The 16785-nt window shown below is 37.0% G+C and carries 17 protein-coding genes; 8 read left to right on the forward strand and 9 right to left on the reverse strand.

Translation table 11 applies throughout. The features are described from left to right. Positions 1-11 precede the first annotated feature (11 nt). From SIB75_RS01620 to SIB75_RS01635, 4 genes are read right to left on the reverse strand one after another with little or no spacing between them, the layout of a single operon-like run. Complete coding sequence (locus tag SIB75_RS01620) at positions 12-1712, reverse strand: NAD+ synthase (protein WP_413683700.1); 1701 nt, start codon at positions 1710-1712, stop codon at positions 12-14. Continuing rightward, on the reverse strand, positions 1712-2296 hold the full coding sequence (locus SIB75_RS01625) for a nicotinate-nucleotide adenylyltransferase (protein ID WP_413683701.1): 585 nt from the start codon (positions 2294-2296) through the stop codon (positions 1712-1714). The genes SIB75_RS01620 and SIB75_RS01625 overlap by 1 nt, the downstream gene beginning before the upstream one ends. After that, on the reverse strand, positions 2293-3615 hold the full coding sequence (locus tag SIB75_RS01630) for a GTP-binding protein (RefSeq protein ID WP_413683702.1): 1323 nt from the start codon (positions 3613-3615) through the stop codon (positions 2293-2295). The genes SIB75_RS01625 and SIB75_RS01630 overlap by 4 nt, the downstream gene beginning before the upstream one ends. Further along, positions 3612-4604 carry a CNNM domain-containing protein gene (locus SIB75_RS01635; protein WP_413683703.1) on the reverse strand — a complete coding sequence of 331 codons (993 nt, stop codon included), beginning with the start codon at positions 4602-4604 and terminating at the stop codon, positions 3612-3614. Before SIB75_RS01635 ends, SIB75_RS01630 begins: the two co-directional genes overlap by 4 nt. A gap of 97 nt (positions 4605-4701) precedes the next feature. Between SIB75_RS01635 and SIB75_RS01640 the strand changes: the two genes are divergently transcribed. Both SIB75_RS01640 and SIB75_RS01645 read left to right on the forward strand, forming a co-directional pair. Then, on the forward strand, positions 4702-6021 hold the full coding sequence (locus SIB75_RS01640; protein ID WP_413683704.1) for an aminopeptidase P N-terminal domain-containing protein: 1320 nt from the start codon (positions 4702-4704) through the stop codon (positions 6019-6021). Between the two features lie 201 nt (positions 6022-6222). After that, positions 6223-6723, forward strand: coding sequence for a 30S ribosomal protein PSRP-3 (locus SIB75_RS01645; protein WP_413391672.1), 501 nt, complete (start codon positions 6223-6225; stop codon positions 6721-6723). Between the two features lie 52 nt (positions 6724-6775). Here SIB75_RS01645 and atpC read toward each other — a convergent pair whose 3' ends face one another. After that, the gene (gene atpC / locus SIB75_RS01650; RefSeq protein ID WP_413683705.1) at positions 6776-7183 is read right to left on the reverse strand and encodes an ATP synthase F1 subunit epsilon; all 408 of its coding nucleotides are present in this window, start codon (positions 7181-7183) and stop codon (positions 6776-6778) included. Between the two features lie 55 nt (positions 7184-7238). Further along, a complete protein-coding gene (gene atpD / locus SIB75_RS01655) occupies positions 7239-8705 on the reverse strand; it encodes a F0F1 ATP synthase subunit beta (RefSeq protein ID WP_413683706.1) in 1467 nt (488 codons plus the stop codon). A 225-nt stretch (positions 8706-8930) separates the two neighbouring features. Between atpD and groES the strand changes: the two genes are divergently transcribed. Together groES and groL are read left to right on the forward strand one after the other, a co-directional pair. Beyond that, a complete protein-coding gene (groES, locus tag SIB75_RS01660) occupies positions 8931-9242 on the forward strand; it encodes a co-chaperone GroES (RefSeq protein WP_036905521.1) in 312 nt (103 codons plus the stop codon). Between the two features lie 65 nt (positions 9243-9307). Then, a complete protein-coding gene (gene groL, locus SIB75_RS01665) occupies positions 9308-10939 on the forward strand; it encodes a chaperonin GroEL (protein ID WP_413683707.1) in 1632 nt (543 codons plus the stop codon). A 277-nt stretch (positions 10940-11216) separates the two neighbouring features. Here the strand turns inward: groL and secG are convergent, their stop codons facing one another. Continuing rightward, a complete protein-coding gene (gene secG / locus SIB75_RS01670) occupies positions 11217-11447 on the reverse strand; it encodes a preprotein translocase subunit SecG (protein ID WP_413683708.1) in 231 nt (76 codons plus the stop codon). A 9-nt stretch (positions 11448-11456) separates the two neighbouring features. Then, positions 11457-13085, reverse strand: coding sequence for a 2,3-bisphosphoglycerate-independent phosphoglycerate mutase (gene gpmI, locus SIB75_RS01675; protein ID WP_413683709.1), 1629 nt, complete (start codon positions 13083-13085; stop codon positions 11457-11459). 160 nt (positions 13086-13245) lie between these two features. On the opposite strand from gpmI, the gene pyrR reads away from it, so the two are divergent. Next, positions 13246-13797 (forward strand): bifunctional pyr operon transcriptional regulator/uracil phosphoribosyltransferase PyrR, encoded by a 552-nt coding sequence (gene pyrR, locus SIB75_RS01680; protein ID WP_413683710.1) that lies wholly within the window; start codon positions 13246-13248, stop codon positions 13795-13797. A 28-nt stretch (positions 13798-13825) separates the two neighbouring features. Here the strand turns inward: pyrR and SIB75_RS01685 are convergent, their stop codons facing one another. After that, positions 13826-15454, reverse strand: a complete 1629-nt coding sequence (locus SIB75_RS01685; protein ID WP_413683711.1) for an Hsp70 family protein — start codon at positions 15452-15454, stop codon at positions 13826-13828. Between the two features lie 146 nt (positions 15455-15600). Between SIB75_RS01685 and SIB75_RS01690 the strand changes: the two genes are divergently transcribed. The 3 genes from SIB75_RS01690 (at position 15601) to SIB75_RS01700 (ending at position 16784) form a co-directional block, all read left to right on the forward strand. Then, a complete protein-coding gene (locus SIB75_RS01690) occupies positions 15601-15834 on the forward strand; it encodes a DNA-directed RNA polymerase subunit omega (RefSeq protein WP_158467134.1) in 234 nt (77 codons plus the stop codon). Beyond that, positions 15835-16215, forward strand: a complete 381-nt coding sequence (locus SIB75_RS01695; RefSeq protein ID WP_413391656.1) for a DUF1818 family protein — start codon at positions 15835-15837, stop codon at positions 16213-16215. A 305-nt stretch (positions 16216-16520) separates the two neighbouring features. Beyond that, positions 16521-16784 (forward strand): DUF2811 domain-containing protein, encoded by a 264-nt coding sequence (locus SIB75_RS01700; protein WP_413391654.1) that lies wholly within the window; start codon positions 16521-16523, stop codon positions 16782-16784. Position 16785: the final 1 nt, after the last annotated feature.

A 16785-nucleotide genomic window follows, 5' to 3' on the forward strand; every position in this document is an offset into this window, starting at 1 on the left:
AATTTTAGGATTTATCTTGAGGCTATTGGCTTTTTCCATCCACTCCCAAAAGCTTGATTACTAATTTTTAATAGAGGAGGTGCTTGATAACGTTTGAATTCGGCGTTCTTTAATAAATTGGCTACTTTATGAACAATTTTTTTATCAAATCCTTGTTCTATTAAGACTTCAGTTGGCAGATGCTGCTCAATCAATCCTTTTAGGATTGGATCAAGAATGAAATAATCTGGCAAAGAATCGCTATCTAATTGTTCCGGTCTTAATTCAGCACTGGGTGGTTTGTTTCTTATTTCAGAGCCTATAATTTCTCCTTTTTCAGGGAGAAAGAAATCATTTCTGCAACTGGATGAAGACTCACTATCTATCCAATTACATAGATCAAATACACTTGTCTTATAAAGATCTCCAATTACAGATAAGCCTCCGTTCATGTCTCCGTAAAGGGTGCAATATCCTACGGCCAGTTCTGACTTGTTTCCTGTAGACAGTAGCAAATGTTTTTCTTGATTTGCTAGAGCCATCAATATTGTTCCTCTAATGCGAGATTGTAGATTTTCAGCTGTTATACCGGTTGGCATGCCCCATATTGAATTGGATAAAGCATCGTTAAAACTATTCATTACATCTGAGATCGGGATCGTTTGATTATGTATTCTGAGTCGATTAGCTAATGTCATTGCATCTTTTACAGATCCTGCTGAACTCCATGGAGATGGCATTAAAATCGCATGAACTTTAGAGATGCCTAAAGCGGCAACTGCAATAGTTGCTACTAAAGCTGAGTCGATTCCCCCACTTAATCCAACAACAGCACTGTTGAAATTACATTTTCTTGCATAATCTTTAACTCCAAGAACTAAAGCCCTGAAAAGGACTTCTTGTGATGCTGGATATTCACTTGATATCGAATTTTGTTGTTTGATGGAAGATATATCATAAAGACCAACTGACTCTTTAAAGGCAGGAAGCTCTTGTTGCAACTTGCCTTTTTTATTAAGAGCAAAACTAGAACCATCAAAAATTAATTCATCATTCCCTCCTACTTGATTGACATAGATCACCGGGCATGAAAGACGAATAGCTGCTTTAGCTGCTATTCGTTGGCGTAATAAACTTTTCGATTCAATAAATGGCGAAGCTGAAAGATTGATAAGCAAGTCTAACTTTTCTTTTTCTAGGGATCTTATGGGGTCTTTCCCTAGGATTTTTTTATTTTGTAGGTTTTGCTCAACCCATATATCTTCACAAATAGTTATTCCTATCTTCCAAAGTTTTTCTTGATAATTAAAATTTAAAATACTACTATTCTCTGCAGAACGAAAATAACGTTTTTCATCAAACACATCGTACGTGGGAAGGAGTTGCTTCCTCGCTATGATTCTCCAAGTACCTTGTTCTAAAATAACAACTGAATTATAGAGTTTAGGAACTTCTAAATCAGGAGTTGGCTCTGCAATACCAATTAATACAGATAAGTTTTGACATTGATTATTTAATCTTTCACTTAATATGTTTAGGACATCTTTTTCCTCATCATAAAGTCGTGGATTGAATAATAAGTCTTTTGGAGGGTAGCCGATCAAAGAAAGCTCTGGTGTTATTACTAGAGCCACCTCTTTGTTTTTGATCTCTTTGCACACTTCAAATATTTTCTCGGCATTACCATCGAGATCTCCAATGATTGGATTGAGTTGGACCAATGCTAATTTCATTATGTATTATCGGCCAGTCCGTATAGATTCTCTTCAAGTAGTAAGGGAAGAAGCTCTTGAGGAACAAGAACTTCTTGAGGTCTCTCTCTGAATTTTGAACTTGATGATTCAGGTATATTAAAGGGCAATAGTTCAATTTCACCACCAAGGTTTTTAATCTCTTCTAATTGATTATCGCTAATTGGCCATCCATCTCTCATCGCGATAGCTATTGTTGTTTTCTTGAGAATAGACTTGGCATTAAGCCACTTTGGAACTTGAATAGCTAAATCACTGCCAATTACAAAACTAAAACTTGCTTCAGGCCATATTTGAAAAGCTTTTTTTAGAGTATGAATTGTTCTAGGGCTACTCAATTCTTGAACTAGCTCTAATTTAGGATGTGAAATTTTTTTTACCAGAATTCTTAAAAGTTGAGTTCTTTTTAGAAGTGGAATTTGATGCTTTTTATCAGGGTTATCACTTGCCCACGTTATAACTTTTGGGAAGATCTTTGTTAATTCACTCAATAAGGCCTCGTGACCAAGAGTGGGTGGATCAGCGCTTGTCCCAAATAAGGCTATTGAATTGATTTTGGCTTTCATGGCAATAAATAACTTTTATTTTTTTCCGTACTTGATGTAAGAAATTTAAAGTCACCAAGCATTATTCTGAAGTCTAAATTTTTTTTGAGAAGATAGTTCAACATTAATTGAGGCCTGCCATCATTCTTATTTGTTCCCATTAGAAATTTATAAGCTGCGAGACGACCTATAAGCTTTGTCGTATAAATAGCAAGAGCTGCTTGAATAATGGCTATGGGAGCAGTAGGCGCAAGGCTTAATCCGCCAGTTAGAGGTGCAAAAAGGATCAGTACTTGCTTGAAAATATTTAAAGTAATTTGTATTCCTATTTGTGCACCCCCTAGTAATGAATTTTGAAAACTAAGCTTTTTCACTAATTCTCTGGCGGAAGGACCACCAACTTCTAAACCATATAATTTACTTAGTTGGATAATAAGAGCACTATCAAAAGCCAAACCGGTAATAAGATCAATCATTAAAAAGGGATTTATTGCTACTCCTGAGGCTTTTAAAGTTGCATATTTGCCTATTAAGCTTTGAGCTTCTTCTCTCTTTTTCAGTAGTCGATTCTCCTTAAGTAATTTATAGAATTTGTCGGCAATTCTTAGACTATTTATACAGAGAAGTACTTCACCACTTTGATCGATAATATCTTTAAGTTCGTTCTTAAGAATATCAACTTTAGGAGTTTTATGTTCACTTCTAACAGTTCCATCAGGCTTTATTTTCGCTTGCCTTGGAGATGAAGATGCTAAAGCAATTTTAATTTTTTGTTTGCAAAATGATAATTTTCTATGAATACTTGAAAGTATTTGTTTTGTCTCTATTGTATTCCATTGGTCACAACGATTTAAAACTATTAATATTGGTTTGTTATTGCTTAATAGCTCTTGAATCGAATCCAATTCAACTCGTGTTATGTCACTATCAATTACAAAAATAATTAAATCTGTATTTAATACATAATTGAAATTTATTTCTTCATTATTAGAATTATTTATTTCATCTATACCAGGAGAGTCTCTTAGCTCAACTTTGTTTAAGTTTTTAAAACTTTTGCACCATTTATAAGATTTACTAGTTTTTGTATTGCCGTTAATTATGTCCGTTGGAAAAATTTGCTTTTCAATTAATGCATTTAATAAGCTTGATTTGCCAACTCCTACTCGGCCATGTACTGAGATCTGTAGTTCTTTTTTTTCTAATTTATTTATTTGAAAATCAAGTTGATTTAACGTGTCTTTAAATTTTGTTTTTTCGTAATTAGTAAGATTTAAGTTTTCTTTCCATTGATCAAGTAATAACTTGCATTTTGTAGGTATTTCTCTTTTGTTAGTCATTTATTTGATTTCCTCCACCAACCAGCTAAAACTGCTAAAACGGCTTCTGCTCCTATTAAACCAACAAATCCACCAAACTCATCTACCACAACTCTGACTCCATTTTCGTCTTGATTAAAACCAAGAAGTAATCTATCTACTCGAATCATTTCGGGTACAAACTCTACATTCTCGCTTAGGTCGTAAGGAGTTAAATGTGAGTCTCCTTCAAGTAAAGAGGCTAATAGCTTTTCACGATTGGCAACTCCGACAACCTTGTCCACTTCTTCACCTAATACTACCCACCATGTTGAATTGTTTTCTAACAAGTTTGACTTAACAGATTGCAAAGAAACTCTTCCTGGAAGTGTTGGAGCTGCAACACGCGGAGTCATTAGATCTTTAGCAGTAAGATCATTTAATTGGAAAACTTTGGATATCATTGCAGCTTCGTCGTCTTCTATTTGACCAATTTGAGATCCAAGCCTAGCCATCTGTCTTATCTCCTCTTCATCTGTTGTTAGCTCGCTCTTCGCAGTGATAATTGGTAGTAGACGTTCTAGAACTATAAGCAACGGCCTCATGACGATACTCAAGAAATCAAGAACAGGAGCACTAGTTAGACTTATTTGTAATGCAAGCCTTGTTCCGAGCGCTTTGGGAACAATTTCTCCAAGAAGTAAAACAAGAATGGTAAGGCCAATAAAAAATATTGGCTTTACATTTCCGATTCGATCTTGAAATATGTAAGTTGCGTAGCTACCTACCATCAAACTTCCAAAAATATTGAAACTGTTATTTGCAATTGTTACTACAGTTAAAGTCCTTCCAATCCTGTGGCGTAATTTTTCTAATCTTCTAGCTCCTAATACTTTGGGTTCTCTTCTTGCGAGCTCATGTACGCGTAATGGGTTGACGGCTAACAAGGCTGCTTCTATCCCTGAGCACATTGCAGAACCCATTAGAATAACCGCAATAAGAGCAGTTAAAAGCATAATGTCTTGGCTCATTCTCTAAAGATTTTTTAAAGAGTAAGGATCTTTTGCTTTTATTTTTCCACTAAGTTAGATCTCTTGCCATCCTTAAGTGTAAATAGGAGTATTTTTTGTGGCTGATTCAAGTGTTTTTCAACGCCGTAGGGACTTGTTTTTGTCACATTTAGATTCTTATGCGGCTATTATTCCCGCTGCAGAATTAGTTACTCATCATGCAGATTGCGAGTATCCATTTAGGCAAAATAGCGACTTTTGGTACTTAACTGGTTTTGATGAGCCAAATGCAGTCGCTTTGTTTTTGCCTCATAAACCTAAGGGAGAACAATATGTACTATTCGTCTTACCTAAAGAGTCTGCAGCTGAAGTTTGGACAGGTTTTAGATGGGGAACAAAAGGAGTTTTAGACAATTTTGACGTTGATATAGCTCACTCTCTGAATGAATTGCCCAGCCTTTTATCTCATTATTTAGAGGGAGCAGAGGGAATTGCTTTTCGAGTTGGAAAACATTCTCACATTGAGGCCTTGGTTCTAAAAGCCTGGTCGGAGCATTTACAAAAACTTCCAAGAAGTGGATTGCCCCCATTATCCATGATTGCTCCTTGTCCAATACTTCACAATATGAGACTTTGTAAGGACGATTTTGAAATAGAGAGGATGCGTATTGCCTCACAAATTTCTGCAGAGGCTCATGAATTAGTTAGAGAATTTGCTCGTCCAGGTATGAATGAGAGAGATTTACAAGCTCAGATGGAAAAATACTTTCTTGAAAAGGGGGCTCGAGGACCTGCTTATGGCTCAATAGTTGCATCAGGTGATAATGCATGCGTCCTCCATTACACCGAAAACAATTCACTCATAAAGAATGGAGATCTTGTTTTGATAGATGCAGGTTGCTCTTTAAATGATTATTACAATGGCGACATAACAAGAACCTTTCCAGTAAATGGAAGGTTTTCTGCAGAACAAAAAGCTTTATATGAAATTGTTCTCTTTGCTCAAAAAGCTGCAATTGAGTGTGTTCGACCCTCTGATAACGCTGAGAATGTACATATGACTGCATTAAAACATCTTGTTGAGGGTTTAGTTGATATTGGCTTACTCGTCGGCGATGTGGATTCGATTATTGAACAACAAGCTTACTCGCATTTGTATATGCATAGAACAGGGCATTGGCTAGGTCTTGATGTCCATGATGTAGGAGCATATAGGCTTGGTGACTATCATTTAAATCTTCAACCCGGCATGGTTTTAACGGTTGAACCTGGTATTTACATCAGTGATCGGTTGGCAGTCCCAAAGGGACAGCCTGAGATAGATAAAAGATGGAAAGGTATAGGAATTCGTATCGAGGATGATGTTTTAGTTACACAAGATTCTGTAGAAGTATTGAGTCGTAAAGCAGCTAAGAATTTGAGTGATTTGGAATATTAATTGAAGTTCTCTTAGTTATTTACTAAGAAATCTGATCATTTCAAGCTTCTCTTATCAAATAGATCTATCCAAATATTTTTCTCCTTCAATAATTCATCATTATCGAATAATAGAAAACCTTTTGAATTCCTACTCTACTAATTCAAATAGGACCTGATTCCTGTTAAGTTAGTACTTTGTTAGCTATTAGAAAACTTAGAGATGATGGTTTCTGAAGAGGCTAGTACTGTTCAAGAAGATGTAACAAGTACTGAGGCAAGCACACAATCTGAAAATCAAGAGAAAGTAAATTCTGGTGAGACTAAATCAGGTCGGCCAAGTGCACTTGGTGGTGCCGCAGCATTAGCAACTGCAACAATAGATGCAGATGGTGTACCTTCAGGGCATACACCAAAAGCAGATGAGGGAAGGTTTTTACTAAAAATTCTTTGGTTGCCAGATAATGTGGCTTTGGCCGTTGACCAAATTGTTGGAGGGGGTCCTAGTCCACTCACGGCTTATTTCTTTTGGCCAAGGGAAGACGCATGGGAAACATTAAAATCTCAATTAGAAGAAAAAAGTTGGATTACTGATAATGAAAGAGTGGAAGTATTAAACAAAGCGACAGAGGTTATTAATTATTGGCAAGAGGAGGGCAAAGGAAAGACCTTAGAACAAGCAAAAGTTAAATTCCCTGATGTAACTTTCTGCGGTACTGCATAAAAAATCCTTGAACAAAATTTTTGTTCAAGGAAAAGGATATTATTTAAAAATCTTAGTCTGATTTTGATGCTTGAAACCAAGCTTTTGCTTTGTTAAATGTTTCTTGAGCTTTAATTTTCTCAGGGGAAGTTTTCTGATCCTTTGTTTGATTTAGTTGATTCTTAGCCTGTTCTAATTCAGCCTCAGCTTTAGCTGAATCAATATTTTTCCCCATTTCAGCTTTGTTAACTAAAACTGTAACTTCATTAGATTCAACTTCTGCGAAACCTCCAGTGAGAGCAATTGAGTCCCAATTGCCATTTTTTAAAATCCTCAATACACCAAAATCAATAGCAGTAACCATTGAAATGTGACCTGGCAATACGCCCAAAAGCCCTGTGGTGCTTGGAAGGATTATTTCATCAGCAGTATCGTCAAATACGCTCTGATCAGGAGCAAGAACTCGTAGAGTTAGAGTCATTTCTTGAGGATTTTTAAAAAAGTTGAGTTAAGGTAATTGAACAAAGGAAATTAATTTAAGCTTTTGATTCTGATGCTATTTTTTCTGCTTTAGCTTTCACTTCATCAATGCTTCCAACAAGATAGAAAGCTTGCTCAGGAAGCTGGTCAAGTTCACCTGAGAGAATCATGTTAAAGCCTTTAATTGTTTCTTCTAATTTGACGTATTTACCGGACATACCAGTAAAGATTTCAGCTACAAAGAATGGCTGAGATAAGAATTTCTCAATTTTCCGGGCACGATCAACTGTCTTTCTATCTTCTTCTGACAATTCATCCAATCCCAAAATCGCAATGATATCTTGCAATTCCTTGTATCTTTGAAGTGTTGATTGAACTGCTCTCGCAGTGCGGTAATGCTCATCGCCTACCACCGATGGCTGTAGCATTGTGCTGGTTGAGTCAAGTGGATCAACAGCAGGATAAATTCCCTTTGCCGCAAGAGCTCTTGCTAAAACTGTAGTTGCGTCCAAGTGAGCGAAAGTAGTAGCAGGTGCAGGGTCTGTTAAGTCGTCAGCTGGTACATAAACAGCCTGAATTGAGGTGATAGATCCTTCAAGGGTTGATGTGATCCTTTCTTGAAGCTCTCCCACATCAGTTCCCAAGGTTGGCTGATATCCAACTGCAGATGGCATACGACCCAGCAAAGCAGATACCTCTGATCCAGCCTGAACAAATCTGAAAATATTATCGATGAACAAGAGAACATCTTGCTTATTTACATCACGGAAATGCTCAGCCATAGTCAATGCTGATAGTCCCACTCTCATCCTTGCGCCTGGGGGCTCATTCATTTGACCAAAGCACAAAGCTACTTTTGACTTGGTTAAATCTTCTGAATTAATCACACCAGATTCTTTAAATTCTTCATATAAATCGTTACCTTCTCTTGTCCTTTCTCCGACTCCACCAAAAACGGATACTCCACCATGCTCTTTTGCAATATTATTTATTAGCTCTTGAATTAGAACTGTTTTCCCTACTCCAGCCCCACCAAATAATCCAACTTTTCCACCCTGACGATATGGAGCAAGCAAATCGATAACTTTTATACCAGTCTCAAATACTTTTGGTTTTGTTTCTAAATCTGTAAGGCTTGGGGCTGACCGGTGTATTGGAGAGGTAGTTACATCTTTAAGATCACCCTGCTCATCCACTGGTTCTCCAAGGACGTTGAAAATTCTTCCAAGCGTTGCTTCACCAACAGGTACGGAAATTGGAGCGCCTGTGTCTGCAGCTTCCATTCCTCTGACTAATCCATCAGTTCCGCTCATTGCAACGGCTCTAACTCGATGGTCACCCAATAATTGTTGAACTTCAGCTGTCAGTGCAATCTCTTGCCCGCCTGGGTTCTTACCTTCGATTCTTAACGCATTGAGGATTTTTGGGAGCTTACCAGCAGGAAATTCGACATCTAAAACAGGTCCAATTACTTGACGAACAATTCCCTTTGTTCCAACTGTAGAAGTAGCAGAAGCGGCCATAAGATAACTAGTAACTTTGTGAGCATGCTCTGATGTGCATACTCTCTATCAGCGGCTAAGACTACCACTTCACAGGCATTTTTTTTAAGTGTTCGGTCAACCGCACAGAATAAATGTGGTCTAGAGCGTGCTATGAGGCATAAATTGATACGGTTGGTAATGAGTAATACTCTTTATCGAGTTGCGCTAAGCGCTTTTTTGTTTTTTTTGCTCCTGCATTAATTTATGGCAGCTGTATCCCTCAGCGTCTCCACTGTAAAGCCACTTGGAGATCGTGTATTTGTAAAAGTTTCTGAATCAGAAGAGAAGACAGCGGGGGGCATATTGCTTCCCGACACTGCTAAAGAGAAACCTCAAGTTGGCGAAGTTGCTCAGGTTGGGCCTGGCAAACGTAACGAAGATGGTTCTCGTCAATCTCCTGAAATTAGTGTCGGAGACAAAGTTCTCTACAGTAAGTATGCAGGTACTGATATCAAACTTGGCAGTGATGAATATGTTCTTTTATCTGAGAAAGACATTCTGGCTGTCGTCAATTAACACTCAGCTTTTTAGCTGCAGTCCAAACCCAAAAAAACTTTCGAAATTAAAGGAAATCGCCTCTTATGGCTAAGCGCATTATTTACAACGAGCAAGCCCGCCGAGCACTCGAGCGAGGTATTGACATTTTGGCTGAATCAGTCGCAGTAACTTTAGGCCCCAAAGGTCGTAATGTTGTTCTAGAGAAAAAGTTTGGTGCACCTCAAATAATCAATGATGGTGTAACCATTGCTAAGGAGATCGAACTCGAAGATCACATTGAAAACACTGGAGTTGCTCTAATCCGTCAAGCTGCTTCAAAAACCAATGACGCTGCAGGTGATGGAACAACCACCGCGACTGTTCTTGCTCATGCGATGGTTAAAGCTGGTTTGAAAAACGTTGCCGCCGGTGCCAATGCCATCACTTTGAAAAAAGGAATAGATAAAGCAACTGAATTTTTGGTTGAAAAAATAAAAGATCATTCAAAACCAATCAGTGACAGTAACGCAATTGCTCAGTGTGGAACAATAGCTGCTGGTAATGATGATGAAGTCGGCAAGATGATTGCTGATGCAATGGATAAAGTTGGCAAAGAAGGCGTAATTTCTTTAGAAGAAGGCAAGTCAATGACCACAGAATTAGAGGTCACTGAAGGAATGCGCTTTGATAAAGGATACATTTCTCCTTACTTTGCAACTGATACCGAGAGAATGGAAGCGGTATTAGATGAGCCCTACATATTGCTTACGGATAAAAAAATTGGTCTAGTCCAAGATCTTGTTCCTGTTTTAGAGCAAGTAGCTAAAACCGGTAAACCTCTTCTAATCATTGCTGAAGATATAGAAAAAGAAGCTTTGGCTACATTGGTAGTCAATAGGCTTAGAGGTGTTTTAAACGTTGCAGCCGTTAAGGCACCTGGTTTTGGTGATCGAAGAAAGGCGATGCTTGAAGATATGGCTGTTTTAACTAATGGACAACTCATTACTGAGGATGCAGGCTTAAAACTTGAGAATGCAACTCTTGACATGCTTGGAACTTCAAGGAGAGTTACTATTAATAAGGACACATCAACAATTGTTGCTGAAGGTAATGAAGTAGCTGTAAAAGCAAGATGTGAACAAATCAAGAAGCAGATGGATGAGACTGACTCAACGTATGACAAAGAAAAGCTTCAAGAAAGATTAGCCAAGCTATCTGGCGGCGTGGCGGTAGTGAAGGTTGGAGCAGCAACTGAGACTGAGATGAAAGACAAAAAACTTCGTCTAGAGGATGCAATTAATGCAACTAAAGCTGCGGTTGAAGAAGGAATTGTTCCTGGTGGTGGAACTACACTCGCTCATTTAGCTCCTTCATTGGGTGATTGGTCTTCATCCAATCTTTCCGGTGAGGAATTGATCGGAGCAAATATTGTTGAAGCTGCTCTTACTTCTCCACTAATGCGCATAGCTGAAAATGCTGGTGCTAATGGAGCAGTTGTGGCCGAGAACGTTAAATCTAAACCAGTCAATGATGGCTACAACGCTGCAACTGGTGAATATGTAGATATGCTTTCTGCTGGAATTGTTGATCCAGCCAAGGTAACTCGCTCAGGTTTGCAAAATGCTGCTTCAATAGCTGGAATGGTTTTAACTACTGAATGCATAGTTGCTGATTTGCCTGAGAAGAAGGATGCTTCCCCAACTGGCGGTGGAATGGGTGGTGATTTTGATTATTGATTAACTTCTAAATCAAAAGAAACTTTAATTTCAATTTGGGACAGGATTTATATCTTGTCCCTTTTTGCTTATTCATAGAGACTTTGATTGCTGATTAATCATTTTCACTTAATTAAATAAAAAAGAGAGATTGTTTTAGCAGTCTCTTTTTTTGGTTTGATTAACAAATATATTTAGTCTGGTTTAAAAAAACAATCTAATATCTAATACTTATCAAGCTAGCTTAAGAATAATATTGATGAAGATTTCAAAAGACTGAAAGATTAAGCCTGAAAATTTATTTCAACCAACCTGCGCTAAGAATAACAGCAAGGGATAAAAATAGGATAAGACATGCCCAAGTTGCTCTATTTAAGGTCGATTCGGCACTGCTTGCACTACTGAACATTGAGCTTCCGCTTGATGCTAGGCCACCCATTCCATCACCTTTAGGACTATGAAGAAGAACTAATAGTATTAGAAAAACTCCTGAAATTACCCATACCCAAGACAAGAGAGGAATGATCATTGTTTTTCTTTAATATGCGGGTTGAGGGATAAGATTTGGTTTCTTAGGTAAGTTAATCGGTTCAATAAGAGTTGATCCAGTCATTGCTTTTGGCTTTGGCAGATTCAATAGGTGCAAAAGAGTAGGAGCCAGATCAGATAATCCACCTCCGCACTCTCTTAGTTTTATATCATTACCATATCCACTCAATTTACGCTTTTCGCCTTCGATCAGTATCACTGGGACAGGATTTGTTGTATGCGCGGTCCATGGTTGCCCATCGGGACCAATCATCATTTCAGAATTACCATGATCAGCTGTTATGAGAAGAGATCCTCCTAGTTTTCCAATCGAGTTTAATAATTTCCCAACACAATAATCAACTTTTTCATTAGCTTTTATTGCCGCTGACATTATTCCCGAATGTCCAACCATATCTGGATTAGCAAAATTGATTACCACTAATGAGTAAATCCCAGTATCAATTGCTTTGATACAGCTTTCAGTTAGTTCGTCTGCTGACATCTCAGGCTGTAGATCATATGTTGCCACTCTTGGTGAAGGCACAAGATGTCTTACTTCTCCTTTTAATGGTTTTTCAATACCTCCATTTAAAAAATAAGTTACGTGTGGATACTTTTCAGTTTCAGCTGTCCGATATTGATTTAAACCATGAGCAGAAACTACTTGACCTAACAAATCATTTAAAGGTTCAGGTGGAAATGCAACTGATACAGGAAGACCTGATTCGTATTGTGTGAAGGTAAGTAGGTCAATATCTAGTTTGTTTTTTCTCTCAAAGCCATCAAAATCTTTTAATTTAAGTGCCTTTACTAATTGCCTAGCTCTATCAGGGCGGAAATTGAAAAAAACTACTCCATCTCCATCTTGTAATGATGAGGAGGAAAGTCTAACTGGTTCAATAAATTCATCTGTAATTCCATCTTGATAGCTTTTATTTATGCTTTCTTCTGCTGTTAGCTTGCTTATTGCAAAGTCAGGGTTGGTAAGTAATTCGTAGGCTTTTGAAGTTCTTTCCCATCGATTATCTCTATCCATAGCCCAATATCTACCGCAAATTGATGCAATTTCTCCTACTCCTGCTGATTTGATTTTGGTTTCTACAGTTTTTATGTATTTCGACGCACTCTTTGCTGAAGTATCTCTCCCATCAGTAAATAAATGCAATGAAAGACGTTTTAGCCCCTTTTTGGAAGCCCATTCAACTAATCCACATAAATGATTGATGTGGCTGTGAACACCTCCATCAGAGCAAAGTCCCATGATATGAAGAGTTCCTCCTGTCTTTTTTAAAGTTTTAGCAAATTCATTAAGAGCAGTATTTTCAATTAATTTATTTTCTTTAACTGTATTAGATATTCGGACTAATTCTTGCTGAATTATCCTCCCTGCTCCAATAGTTAGATGTCCAACTTCAGAGTTGCCCATTTGATTATCTGGTAGCCCAACATCTGCTCCACTCGCTTCAATCAGAGTGTGGGGATATGCATGCCATAAAGCATCCATTACTGGGGTAGATGCTTGTTTAATAGAATTATGATTGATTTCTTCAGAATGCCCCCAACCATCAAGTATCGCCAATACCACTGGGGCTACTTTCCCTTTGCTTTTTGAAACAGCGGCGTTACTGCTTGACATTCAAATAAACTGGGTCCTAATAATGTTTTGCTTTTGTATTAAATTACTTCCTAATAGGTAAACAGGCTAATACTTTGACGTTTGGTTAGCTTTTCCCTATTAGATTAAAAAAGTATTGCAGCTATTCCTAAGAAAAAATAAAATTTTAGGATTTTCAAATATGCCCGAAGAAACTGTAAAAAAAGAGATAGAAATCCTCTCAAAAAAAGAACTTGATAGAACCATAAAAAGATTGGCTTCTCAAATTTTGGAAAAGATTCCAAATATTACTTCACTATTGCTTATTGGAATTCCTACTAGGGGGGTTTATTTATCTAAAATTTTAGCTAAATATTTAGAGGAATTATCTGGCCATCCAATCGAGAATGGTTGTTTAGATCCAACCTTTCATAGAGATGATCTTGCAAGGATTGGTACTCGAATAGCTCAAGTGTCTGATTTGCCATCGACTGTCGACGATAGAGAGGTAGTTTTAGTTGATGATGTTATTTATACAGGTAGGACTGTAAAAGCAGCTCTAGAAGCTTTACATTCCTGGGGAAGGGCAAAAAGAGTCTTGCTTGTTGCGATGGTAGATAGAGGTCACAGAGAAGTCCCAATTCAGCCTGATTTCTGTGGACGTGTCGTACCAACTAGTAAAGATGAGTCGATTGACCTTCGATTAAGTGAAGTTGATGGAGAAGAAGGTATATTTTTATGTAAAAAAATATAATATAGTAATTTTAAATAATATAAAAAAGTTATCTAATGCCCCCAAGATTATAATTTTTTATTGAATTATTATTTCGTAAATCAAGGCCCTCAACCTCAAGTTGACAATTGTCATTAATATTAAAAATTAATTTAATACAATCTTGATCAATTCTACCAGGAGGATCTAGAGGTATTGAAATAATAGTACTATTTATCTTCTTGATTTGATCCTTGGATTCTATTGTTGTCAAAGTGGGTAACCCATCAATATAAATAATCTCATTTGACCCTTCTTCCTGAGGTTCGCCAATTATTAAATCTATGCTTAATTGATCATTTATACTTGCTGATAAAATTATTTCTAAAGGTTTATTTGTTGGCCATGTTTGGCCTGCCAGAAAAAGAGGATGCCAGATGTGCTTTTCATTTTTTTTATTCCAGCATCTTAAACTTACCCCTTTGTTAAGTACATCTTTGACTTGAACACCTGGCGTTAGATTTAAGGCTCCCAATGCAATTGCTTCAATAGGGGGAGGCGTTAGAAAAGGGATAGAATTACAAATATTACTTAAAAAATTTTTAATTAAAGGTATTCGAGATCCTCCTCCGACCAAGACAACACTATCGAGATCTTTTAATTCAAATGAATTTCTTTTTGCGCTATTAATTGTTTGGTTGAAAAGCTTTTTAATACTTTTTAGTAGGCCTTTTTCTATAAGTAATTCTTCAAGTCCTTTTTTAGATAGTTTTAAAAACTTTTCTTCATTCTGATTGTTTTTTATTTGTTTAGAAATAACTAACGTTTCTTTTATATTGATATTGCTTAATTCACATTTGAGCTCCTCGGCCTTTCTCAAAATTGAATTGGTTGGTTTTTCTTCTGGTAATAAATGATGAGATATCCATCTATCTATATCTTTGCCACCTATGCGAATTCCTGCTTTGCCTAGGACTTTTGCGGTGCGAAGAACCTGGGTACTTTTCCCTTCGAGATTATTGCCATCAAATCTGACAAGTTGGGCAATTGGTGAAGCTTGTCCTTCTCCTCCCTCTAAAGCAACAATTGACATGTCAATTGTGCTTCCTCCAAAATCTAAAACAAGCAATGTTGAACCTGGAGCTAGTCCAGCACCCATCGCAGCAGCTGTCGGTTCATCAACTAATGCAATCTCTTTTACTTTGAATGAATTACATACGTTGACTATCCAAGTTCTATATTCTCGATATGTATCTACAGGAGCAGTTAATACAAGCCTTTTGATATTAAATTTCTCCGAGACTTTCCCCCAAATCTTATGAATTAAAATCTCCCCAGCTTTCTCTGGGGAGATTTTTGAATCATAGATAGGATCAATTTCAGGAGATCCTATCCATCTTTTGAAATCTTGACTTAAGTTTTTTTCTTTTTCTTCACTAATGAGGTTTAAATCAATAATTTGCTGTCCTATTAAATATTTTTCCTCTTCTTCTGATGATTCCCAAATTAAGCTTGGAATTTCCCCAGGAGATCGACTAATGGGAGGCAAATCTAGAAGTTCGGGCGATTCTCCGTTCTCTTTTTGAAACACAACAACTGTTGTTGAACTACCTAAATCAATTGCTAATGTTCCAAAATCATTGTTATTGATTTCATCTTGTTGGATGTTTTCTAATTGATCTATTTTATTATTCTCCATATTTCTTAGGAATTGTTTAGCTTTATAAGCAAGAATTAAACGAGATCTAGTGAGTTTAGAAAACCTAACACCACTGTTATTATTTTGGAAAAAATATAGAAATGAACGATTCTCTCCTAGAATAAAGCAAGATAAATGTTTTAAGTGTGATTAAGTCAGGTTCAGGAGTTAATTCCAAGGATTTAGCAAAAAGAGGCGAGAGTCTCATTAGACATTCCACTAACCGCTACCTCACTACTGTTCGGATTGCTTTTAGAGCAAAGCAAAGAAGATTTGATGATTTTGATGGCCTTCTAGAAGAATCAACAGTGAAGCCAGTACAAAGAGCAATAATTGAACTAAGTGATGAACAAGATCAGCCTGATCTATTACCTGGTTAGGTGCTCAAAAAAGAAGGTCCTGGTTGGAGAATAATTAGGGATTCATCTAGAGATAACTTTTCAACACTTATAGGTGGAGATACTTGGGCAATAGAGTTGAACAAATCTGAGTGGGAAAATCTAGTGAAGGTGGTAATAGATTTGTCTGATCAATACAAATCAGTTAAAGAACAACTAATGGGAGATGAAGATATAACTTTGGAATTAGAACGTAGCCCTTGGTTGGCAATTTTAAAAGGTGATCAATATGGGTGGAACCTTAGATTGATCTTGAGTGCTAGTGGGCTATTAAATCGAGGAGCAGAGGTCTATTGGCCTAGAAATGTGACTAATCATGTTGCTAATGCAATGAGAACAATGTGGGATTCAGACTATTTGTGAGAGAACTTAACTAAAAGTTATTCGATTTTTTCCCCAAATCCATCTGGATTTAACTCACATCTTTTCCACAGCATTAATCCGAGCAATAAGCTCCCCACTGTTTCCTGTGGAAAAAAAGCTGGTTGTGATAATTTGAACTTGGCTATTAAACAACTCTAATACTAATGATAAGTAATTCTTATATATTTGTGAGGAAGGCAGCTGAGTACTTGATCTGAGAATGAGACGGCCCGAGAAAGCGTTTTTTATAGATTTGATTTTGAGAGTAGTTTGCGGGTGAATTAAATCTTCTACAAGCTTGTTAAATGAAAAATATTGATTTTATGGAAGAAAAAAGCTCGAGTCAAAGTTCGGAAGTTATGGAGTCTGAGGATACAATTAGTTTCCAAACAGAAATACCCAAGCATATTCAACAAGCTATGAAGGCTTATATTGAGAAACATCCCAATTGGGATCAATACAGGCTTTTACAAGCTGCCCTTGCAGGTTTTTTGATTCAAAATGGTATCAGTTCCAGATTGATAACACGTCTTTATATTGGAAATATGTTTGGATCTCATTCTTTTTAAA

The sequence above is a fragment of the Prochlorococcus sp. MIT 1011 genome (genome assembly GCF_047305235.1).
GTDB lineage: Bacteria > Cyanobacteriota > Cyanobacteriia > PCC-6307 > Cyanobiaceae > Prochlorococcus_B.

Coding starts and splice junctions, on each gene's coding strand:
- SIB75_RS01620 (WP_413683700.1), bottom strand. CDS start 1,712: ATGAAATTAGCATTGGTCCAACTCAATCCAATCATTGGAGATCTCGAT.
- SIB75_RS01625 (WP_413683701.1), bottom strand. CDS start 2,296: ATGAAAGCCAAAATCAATTCAATAGCCTTATTTGGGACAAGCGCTGAT.
- SIB75_RS01630 (WP_413683702.1), bottom strand. CDS start 3,615: ATGACTAACAAAAGAGAAATACCTACAAAATGCAAGTTATTACTTGAT.
- SIB75_RS01635 (WP_413683703.1), bottom strand. CDS start 4,604: ATGAGCCAAGACATTATGCTTTTAACTGCTCTTATTGCGGTTATTCTA.
- SIB75_RS01645 (WP_413391672.1), top strand. CDS start 6,223: ATGATGGTTTCTGAAGAGGCTAGTACTGTTCAAGAAGATGTAACAAGT.
- atpC (WP_413683705.1), bottom strand. CDS start 7,183: ATGACTCTAACTCTACGAGTTCTTGCTCCTGATCAGAGCGTATTTGAC.
- atpD (WP_413683706.1), bottom strand. CDS start 8,705: ATGGCCGCTTCTGCTACTTCTACAGTTGGAACAAAGGGAATTGTTCGT.
- groES (WP_036905521.1), top strand. CDS start 8,931: ATGGCAGCTGTATCCCTCAGCGTCTCCACTGTAAAGCCACTTGGAGAT.
- groL (WP_413683707.1), top strand. CDS start 9,308: ATGGCTAAGCGCATTATTTACAACGAGCAAGCCCGCCGAGCACTCGAG.
- secG (WP_413683708.1), bottom strand. CDS start 11,447: ATGATCATTCCTCTCTTGTCTTGGGTATGGGTAATTTCAGGAGTTTTT.
- gpmI (WP_413683709.1), bottom strand. CDS start 13,085: ATGTCAAGCAGTAACGCCGCTGTTTCAAAAAGCAAAGGGAAAGTAGCC.
- pyrR (WP_413683710.1), top strand. CDS start 13,246: ATGCCCGAAGAAACTGTAAAAAAAGAGATAGAAATCCTCTCAAAAAAA.
- SIB75_RS01685 (WP_413683711.1), bottom strand. CDS start 15,454: ATGGAGAATAATAAAATAGATCAATTAGAAAACATCCAACAAGATGAA.
- SIB75_RS01700 (WP_413391654.1), top strand. CDS start 16,521: ATGAAAAATATTGATTTTATGGAAGAAAAAAGCTCGAGTCAAAGTTCG.